Origin of the sequence: Edaphobacter sp., from assembly GCF_035532915.1 — a bacterium.
In the GTDB taxonomy this organism is placed as follows: domain Bacteria; phylum Acidobacteriota; class Terriglobia; order Terriglobales; family Acidobacteriaceae; genus Edaphobacter.
The window spans coordinates 1-8,024 of record NZ_DATKQC010000125.1 but is presented as its reverse complement, the minus strand read 5'-3'; the positions used below and the strand labels follow the sequence as shown (position 1 = coordinate 8,024).

Here is an 8,024-nt window from a genome sequence, read left to right as displayed (position 1 = left end):
GGTGTTGGCGCTGGGCGCGAGATCGCCGCTGAACTTCAGCGAGGAGCTACCCGGTCTGGGGCAGGGGGTGCATGTGAACCTCTTCAACAATGCCTGGGGTACGAACTATCCGCAGTGGGCCGGCGGAGACTGGATGTATCGCTTCACTTTGGCGGGCTGACCGACGTTGGGGCGCGGCTGAGGAGCGCGAATTACGATTGGAACCCGATTTGGTACACGATATCCACTGTTATTTGACTGGCTTATGCGAAAGGGGCTTGATTGGTGCAGGTTTGGACGGCATACTGCAACAAGAGTTTTGCTGGACCGGATCTCCGGACGGGGCAACAGAGACATCGACGTGACCCGATATTGCCGTCAAGACGTTTTGCGAATCCTGCACTTGCATGCGCGCCAGTTGATGGCGTGGGAGCGAGCGGGACTGATTTCCCCTAACGAACATTACAGTTTTGAAGAACTGGGCAGGCTGCGCACGCTGCGCGATCTGCAGGCGACGACGCGCATCTCGGCCAAGAGCATCCGCGCTTCGGTGGACGCGATGCAGCGCGTGGGCGGGATGCGGAATCCTCTGATGGAGGCGAGCGCGGTAAGGCGAGGATCGCGACTCACGTTTCGGCATGGAGGCGCCCTGGTCGATCCGCTGACGCAGCAGCTTGCCTTCGACTTCGACACGACCGGCACGCGGCAGCTAAGCGTGGTGCGGGCCGGAGGGCATGACCCTGCGCGACAGGCTGCCGAGCTACAGGATATGTTTCTGCGGGCCGTGAAGCTGGAGGAGAATCCGGCGACGATTCCGTCGGCAATCGAAATCTATAAGGCGATTCTGGCGCTGCGGCCGGAACATGCTCCGGCGCTGATCAACTTGGGGACGATTCACTACAATCTGCGCGAGTATGAGCTGGCGGAGAGCTTCTATCGGCGGGCGACGCTGGCGGACCCGGACTATGCGCTGGCGTTCTTCGACCTGGGCAATGTTCTGGACGAGATGCAGCAGCTGGACCAAGCTACGGCGGCCTATCAGAAGGCAGTGACGCTGGTGCCCCACTATGCCGATGCGCACTACAATCTTGCACTTTCATACGAGCGGCAGGGGGAGCGGCGCAGAGCTCTGCGTCACTGGTTGGCCTATGTGCGGCTGGACCCGACGGGGCCGTGGTCGAGCCATGCGAAGGACCAGGCGCGGAAGATTCTGAATGCGGAGAAGCTGTCAATCGTGAGCCGGGGTGGGCGGTTAGTGAAGGTGGCGGGTTAGATTCCATCGTTAATCGTGGTTTGCCGCCGATGCGGTCTTTGGGTGCGCGTAACCTCTTTAAATGAGGTGAGCTGATGGGCGAGCAGCAGCGAAGCGCCATTCCGTTGACGCAGTTGAGCGATGACGAGCAGATGTTTCGCACTACGGTGCGGAGGTTTGCCACTGAGCAGATCGCGCCGCTGGTGCGAGGTATGGATGAAGCGCAGCAGATGGACGCCGGGGTGGTTAGGCAACTGTTTGAACTGGGTCTAATGGGCATTGCCGTTCCTGAGTCCTACGGTGGGGCGGATGGCAGCTTCTTCGAGGCGGTTCTCGCAGTGGAGGAGATTTCAGCGGTCGATCCGGCGGTGGGGGTGCTGGTCGATGTGCAGAATACGCTTTGCGTGAATGCCCTGGTGCGATGGGCGACTGAAGAACAGAAGCAGCGGTGGCTGCCGCGGCTGGCTGCGGACACGGTGGGCGCTTACGCGTTGAGCGAGGCCGCGTCGGGGTCGGATGCGTTTGCGTTGCAGATGCGGGCGGTTCGGCGTGGGGACGACTATGTTCTGAACGGGCAGAAGCTTTGGATCACCAATGCGAAGGAGGCGGGGTTGTTTATCGTCTTCGCGACGGTCGATCCCTCGGCTGGCTATAAAGGAATTACAGCGTTTGTGGTGGAGAAGGGAGCAGCTGGATTTTCGTTGGGCAAAAAGGAAGACAAGCTGGGGATTCGTGCTTCGAGTACATGCGAGCTGGTCTTTCGGGATTGCATGGTGCCTGCCAGCCAGGTGTTGGGTGAGGTCGGCAAAGGCTACAAGATCGCCATCGAGACGCTGAATGAAGGGCGGATCGGGATCGGCGCGCAGATGCTGGGATTGGCCTCAGGGGCGTGGGGCCATGCGGCGAAGTGGGCTAAAGAACGCAGGCAGTTTGGCAAGGCGCTGGTGGAGTTTCAGGCGATGCAGTTTCAATTGGCGGAGATGGCGACGGAGATCGAAGCAGCACGGCTGCTGGTCTACAACGCTGCCCGGTTGAAGGATGCAGGCGCAGACTTTTTGAAAGAGGCGGCGATGTGCAAGTACTTCGCCTCGCAGGTGGCGGAGAAGGTGGCGAGCCTTGCGGTGGAGATCTTCGGCGGCGCCGGCTTTGTGAAGGACTATCCGGTGGAGAAGCTCTATCGAGATGCGAAGATCGGAAAGATCTATGAGGGAACTTCGTTTATGCAGTTAGCGACGATTGCCAAGCTGGTGTTGTAGTGGGAGCCCTCCTGCTTCTGCCTGTCTTGTCGTCCCTGTAAAGATTTGACTTCTTGAGTGAAGGGGAAGACCGGGGTGGCGGTTAGGAGTTTTGCGGAGTTGGAGGAAGGCATGTCTCAGGGGCTAAAGCCCCGTTTATTCGCACAACGTAGAGGGACAAGGCTGAAGCCTTGGCGTACCCAGAGGCCGCTGCACTGCAAACGCAAAGGAGCCTGATCGTTTTACACTAGTGGTCAGGCCTCTTAAATCATGACGAAGACTTCCAGTGCTGCATCCCGCGCGCCGCTGCCGTTTCTTGGGTTGGCGTGTGCCGTGGGCGTCTCCACTATGTATTACAACCAGCCGCTTTTGCTGGAGATGGGCCATACCTATGGTGCGGCCGCCGGGCGCACCGGGTTTGTGGCCGTGGCGACGCAGGTGGGCTACGCGTTGGGGCTGCTGTTTTTTGTTCCGCTGGGCGATCTGCTGGAGCGGCGCGCGTTGATGATGCGTATGTTTGCCGCTGTGGCGGTGGCGCTGGTGCTGGTGGCGCTGGCTCCGAGCCTGGGCTGGCTGATTGCAGGGAGCGCCCTGATCGGAGTGTTTGCGTCGGTGACTCATGTGGTGCTGCCGATCGCTCCCGATCTAGTGTCGGACGAGCAGAGAGGGCGGGCGATTGGCATCGTGATGACGGGGTTGTTGTTGGGCATTCTGCTGGCGCGGACCTTCGCCGGATGGGTGAGCCATATTACCGGCTGGCGTTCTGTGTTCATCGTCGCTGCGATTATCAACGCGGCGTTTGTGCCGCTGCTGTGGCGGAAGATGCCTAAGCTGCCGCCAAAACAGAAGTTGCGGTATGCCGATGCCATGAAATCGTTGTGGACTTTGTACCGGACACAGCCGCTGCTGCGTGAGTCCAGCGAGTTGGGGGCGCTGGTGTTTGCCTCGTTCAGCTGCTTCTGGACGACGTTGGCCTTCATGCTGTACAGCCACTATGGTCTGGGGGCGGGAGTTGCCGGGACGTTTGGCGTCGTTGGTGCCGCGGGTGCGCTGGTGGCTCCGATTGCCGGACGCATGTCGGACAAGCACGGCTCGCGGTGGGTGGTGTCGGTAGGGATATCGCTGCTGGCGGTCTCGTATCTTCTGCTGTGGGGCGAGGAGAGTGCGCGGCTTTCGACGGCGCTGCATATGGTTCTGCTGATCATTGGCGTCGTGGTGTTGGATATGGGCGCACAGATGACGCAGGTGGCAAATCAGACGCGGATCTTCGGATTGGATTCGTCGGCACGAAGCCGTCTGAACACGGTCTATATGACGGTCTACTTCAGCGGTGCGGCGGTGGGTTCGGCGCTGGCGACGGTGGCTTGGGTGCATTGGCAGTGGACGGGAGTCAGTGTCCTGGCGCTGGGACTGATCGGGCTGGCGTTTCTGCGCCATGCGGTGGGAGACAAGAGCGGTGGGCAGTACGAACATCATCCCCTGACCATCGAAGATGAGTTGATGGAGGCGTAAGAACAGTTCCGTGGAAGGTTGCGGTGAAGGAATGGTATCGTCATCGAGGTATTGACGAGCCCGAGTGCTTCGTCGCGAACCTGCCGAAAGGACTGGACTTGATGCTGAATCAGAGGCTGAAATTGGTTGGGGCTTGCGTGCTTTTTCTTCTTCCCGTCGCGGGAAGCGCAGCTGCGGAAATTCGTCTTCCGCATCTGTTCAGCGACCACACTGTACTTCAGCGCGAGGCTCCTATTCATGTATGGGGTTGGTCGGAGCCCGCAGAGAAGATCACCGTTCACTTCCATGCACAGGCGCGATCTGCCGAGGCAAATGCCGAGGGGGAGTGGAGCCTGTGGCTGATGCCGGAGCAGGCCGGCGGCCCGTATACGCTGACGGCGCAGGGTAGTGTGGGCGGAGCGGCCTCGACGGTGACGGTTTCAGACATTCTTGTAGGGGATGTGTGGGTTGCGTCGGGTCAGTCGAACATGGAGTTTCCGCTGAAGGGCTTTGGCGGCAATACGGTGTTGAAAAATGGTGCGGAGGAGATCGCCAACGCCACGGTACCCACGGTGCGGCTGCTTCGAATCGAGCATAAAAGCTCGGATGTGCCGGTCGAGGACGTCGATGGGACGTGGACATTGTGCACGCCGGAGACGGCAGCCAGTTTTTCGGCGGTCGCTTACTTCTTTGGCAGGGAGATCAGCCAGAAGGAGCACGTTCCGATCGGCCTGATCGATGCAACGTGGGGCGGAACGCCGGTAGCTTCGTGGCTCAGCCTGGACGGAATTGGCGCGGATGCATCGCTGATGCCGATCTTTGCGACGCGTGCGCGATTCGCGGATGAGCAGAGCAGGGCGGCCAGAGTGGAGGCTGCCGAGAAGCGAGAGGATGCGGCGGCGCTCGCTGCCCATCAGCCGCTGCCGAAACATTCTTGGCATCCCGACGAGACGTCCTGGCTGCCTGCAGCTTTGTTCAACGGAATGATTGCGCCGATGACACCGTATTCCATCAAGGGAGTGATCTGGTATCAGGGCGAGACCGACAGCGCACCGGCGACCGCGCCGATCTATGCGAGGTCTTTTTCGGCGATGATCGGGGACTGGCGGAGCCATTGGCAGGAGGGGAACTTTCCGTTCCTCTTTGTGCAGATCTCCAGCTTCCACTCTCCTGGTGAAGATTGGGGGATGGTGCGCGACCAGCAGCGGCGGACGCTGGCGGTGACGAATACGGCGATGGCGGTGTCGCTTGATGTGGGCACGCCGGACAATGTGCATCCGCCGGACAAGCAGACAGTTGGAGCTCGATTGGCGGTCGCGGCGCGCGGAATGGTCTACGGCGAGGCTGTGGATTACTCGGGACCGATATTCCGGCAGGCCACGCAGGATGGTGCAGGAATGCGGGTTTGGTTCGACCACGCTCAAGGCTTAACGGCCAAGGGTGGCGAGTTAGCTGGGTTTGAGGTTGCGGGGGCGGACAAGCAGTTTGTTCCGGCTATGGCCGTGATTGAAGGCTCGTCGGTCGAGGTAAAGAGTGCCGCGATAAAAAGTCCAGAATATGTGCGTTACGGGTGGCAAAACGTTACGAACGGCAATCTCTACAACGGCGCGGGGCTTCCGGCCTCTACCTTTACCTCGGAATAAGCAACGTAGTTTTTGAACGCGACAGGTGAGGCGGGTGTGGCCTCACTTGTCATGCCTCTTGACCCGCGCTGTATGCACAAACAAAAGTTGACACTATTCGCTTTATGTTGTGCTGTTTATGAGTATCTTGAACGACTTACGGGAAAGGTCTGGCGGGAGTGGGGGATTCATATCGGAGCGTAAATCACATAGAATGAATAGCTTGGATATGAGCCTTCACAATGTACCCCCAAATGTACCCCCACCAGAACAACGCTACCCCACTTTATACCCACAGCTACTCCGTCATAGACCTTGAGTCTGACCGCTATTCCCAAGTTCGGCCCTTCGGGTCCGAATTCGAACCGCTTGGATTGCTATGCTTGGGACATCCTACAAAGTACGACACGGGCGATGGGGGTAAATCGAATTGGAAAGTATCGATTACTGGCGGCTTTGCGATCATGTTTCGGTGATTCAGGCAGCTCTATTGATTGTGGGAGAAAGCGCGGACTCCGCGAACAACATCGGAGACTGGGAATACCACCATTACCCACAAGGATATTCCGCGGCTCTCGCAGCGCTTCAAGGTGCAATCCTATCCGGACGACTCAATGCAATGGTGCGCCGCGAAGCATCGAACATCGAGGGTATGGCGTTTCCGGACGGTCAACTTGTACAGCTTGCAGGTGGTGGGACACAGACTCTCGTTCGGCTAAAGCCGGATTGGTATGCCACGCTCATTGCGGTCGATGACCTGCGAGAGTGGCTCAGACAGCGTGGATTTTCAACTGGGTTTTTTTTCCCGGAGGAGCAGCCGACCGCTGCATACCTGAATCCGGAAGACCCTTGCTTTTCCCCGAAGCTATCCGCTGCCATCGGAGCTTGGCAAGCGGTCAAAGCAGACCCTGGGCTAACCCGCAATAAGAGCGTAAAGAGCGCACTTACAATTTGGCTCAATAAGCACGCGGCGAAATACGGACTGACGAAGGACGACGGCACTCCAAACAAGCAAGCTATTGAGGATGCCGCAAAGGTCGCAAATTGGGTCACAACTGGCGGAGCGCCGAAGACCCCCGAGGAATCCATCCCCCCATTGTGAAGGCGCGTCTTTGTTGGTGATAGTCGATCTTCACCCCTTACGAGACCTCCGATCGGCGAAATAATCCATCCCCCCATTCGCGCATTGTCGGGGATGAGTTTTCTAAACCCGACCATCTATTCACGACGTCGCTTTGGCTCTTGAATGAATTTAGTCCCACAACTTCCGGGACGAATTCACAGGAGCGACTAATGACCGACCAGCGATCCAATCGAGTAATGATTCTTCGTCGTAAGCAGGTGGAGAACCGCACGGGGTTGTCCCGTAGCACAATCTACCTCCGCGTCGCACAGGGCACGTTCCCCAAAGCCGTCTCACTTGGAGCGCGCGCGGTCGGATGGCTTGAATCAGAAGTTGACGAGTGGCTAAACGCGCGCGTTGAATTGAGCCGGGGTTAGCGTGAATACCGCTGATGGGGGGGCGGTCTCCCTAGTTTCCAGACCACTTCACGTTCCGGTAAACAGTCGGCTTGCGACGTTGGGCGAGGTCCGACGTGTGGCCGACTTGCTTCCGCATCCTGGACTTGTAAAATACGCGCGCGGCTATTCGACGCAAGAGTTATCAACCTTGAGCGACCGTGGAGAGTCTGTCTATGCCGACCCAATCACGATCACGCATGAAAACGTCATCCTCGAAGGGTATGCCGTGTGGCAACTCGCGAAGCTCCAAAACCGCGCAACTCTCACCTGCATCGTGCGCCATATGGATCACGAGGAATCATTGCTGCATCTGCTCGATAGGAATCGCGGGTCTAAGGGCTTAGGCGACTACGTTCGTATCCTGATGGCGCTTGAGCTGGAACCGTGGTTCAAAGAGCGCGCGAAGTCCAATCAAAGAGTCGGAGGACGCGAGAAGGGTTCGACACAATTGGCGGAAGCTGACAGGTTGGACGTGCGTATCGAAATTGCGCGCGCTGCCGGAGTCTCTGCCGGGAACATTTCGAAAGTGAAGAAAATCCTTCAGTCCGCAACACCAGAACTTCAATCAGCGTTATGCGCCGGGGAAATCAAAATCAATCGTGGGGCTGTATGGGCGAAGTCTGCCGCATCCACGCAGCTTCAATACCTCGCGAATCATCGAACGGAACGCGGCGTCCGACGAACGATCAATATCCTTCTACGGAAGCACGAAGTCCGCCATCCGCATATCTGTGAAGGTCTTCGCGAGATACAGCGGGGATTGACGAAGCTCCACGCCGACACTTGCCTCTTCCCGCTCTCGTCTGCCCTGTACGGCGTACTTAGGGAGGTCGATAGCCTTCTCGGTCGATCGGAGAGGCGGGACGGTGCAGCGTAGTGAACCGCTCAAAGACATCCTTGCGTCGAATCGACCGCTCTGGGACC

At 58.5% G+C, this 8,024-nt stretch carries 7 protein-coding genes; all 7 read left to right on the top strand.

All coding sequences use genetic code 11. The features are described from left to right. Positions 1 to 340: 340 nt before the first annotated feature. The 7 genes from VMU57_RS06240 to VMU57_RS06210 all read left to right on the top strand — a co-directional run bounded on the left by VMU57_RS06240 (position 341) and on the right by VMU57_RS06210 (position 7,977). A complete protein-coding gene (locus VMU57_RS06240; RefSeq protein WP_325381771.1) occupies positions 341 to 1,252 on the top strand; it encodes a tetratricopeptide repeat protein in 912 nt (303 codons plus the stop codon). A gap of 74 nt (positions 1,253 to 1,326) precedes the next feature. Then, on the top strand, positions 1,327 to 2,487 hold the full coding sequence (locus tag VMU57_RS06235) for an acyl-CoA dehydrogenase (RefSeq protein ID WP_325381770.1): 1,161 nt from the start codon (positions 1,327 to 1,329) through the stop codon (positions 2,485 to 2,487). Positions 2,488 to 2,736: 249 nt separating this feature from the next. Continuing rightward, the gene (locus VMU57_RS06230; protein ID WP_325381769.1) at positions 2,737 to 3,978 is read left to right on the top strand and encodes an MFS transporter; all 1,242 of its coding nucleotides are present in this window, start codon (positions 2,737 to 2,739) and stop codon (positions 3,976 to 3,978) included. A gap of 23 nt (positions 3,979 to 4,001) precedes the next feature. After that, on the top strand, positions 4,002 to 5,600 hold the full coding sequence (locus VMU57_RS06225; protein ID WP_325381768.1) for a sialate O-acetylesterase: 1,599 nt from the start codon (positions 4,002 to 4,004) through the stop codon (positions 5,598 to 5,600). A gap of 409 nt (positions 5,601 to 6,009) precedes the next feature. After that, positions 6,010 to 6,681 carry a hypothetical protein gene (locus tag VMU57_RS06220; RefSeq protein WP_325381767.1) on the top strand — a complete coding sequence of 224 codons (672 nt, stop codon included), beginning with the start codon at positions 6,010 to 6,012 and terminating at the stop codon, positions 6,679 to 6,681. Between the two features lie 191 nt (positions 6,682 to 6,872). Then, positions 6,873 to 7,079 carry an AlpA family transcriptional regulator gene (locus tag VMU57_RS06215; RefSeq protein ID WP_325381766.1) on the top strand — a complete coding sequence of 69 codons (207 nt, stop codon included), beginning with the start codon at positions 6,873 to 6,875 and terminating at the stop codon, positions 7,077 to 7,079. Positions 7,080 to 7,248: 169 nt separating this feature from the next. Beyond that, entirely contained in the window at positions 7,249 to 7,977 is a 729-nt protein-coding gene (locus VMU57_RS06210) for a hypothetical protein (RefSeq protein WP_325381765.1), read from the top strand. Positions 7,978 to 8,024 lie beyond the last annotated feature (47 nt).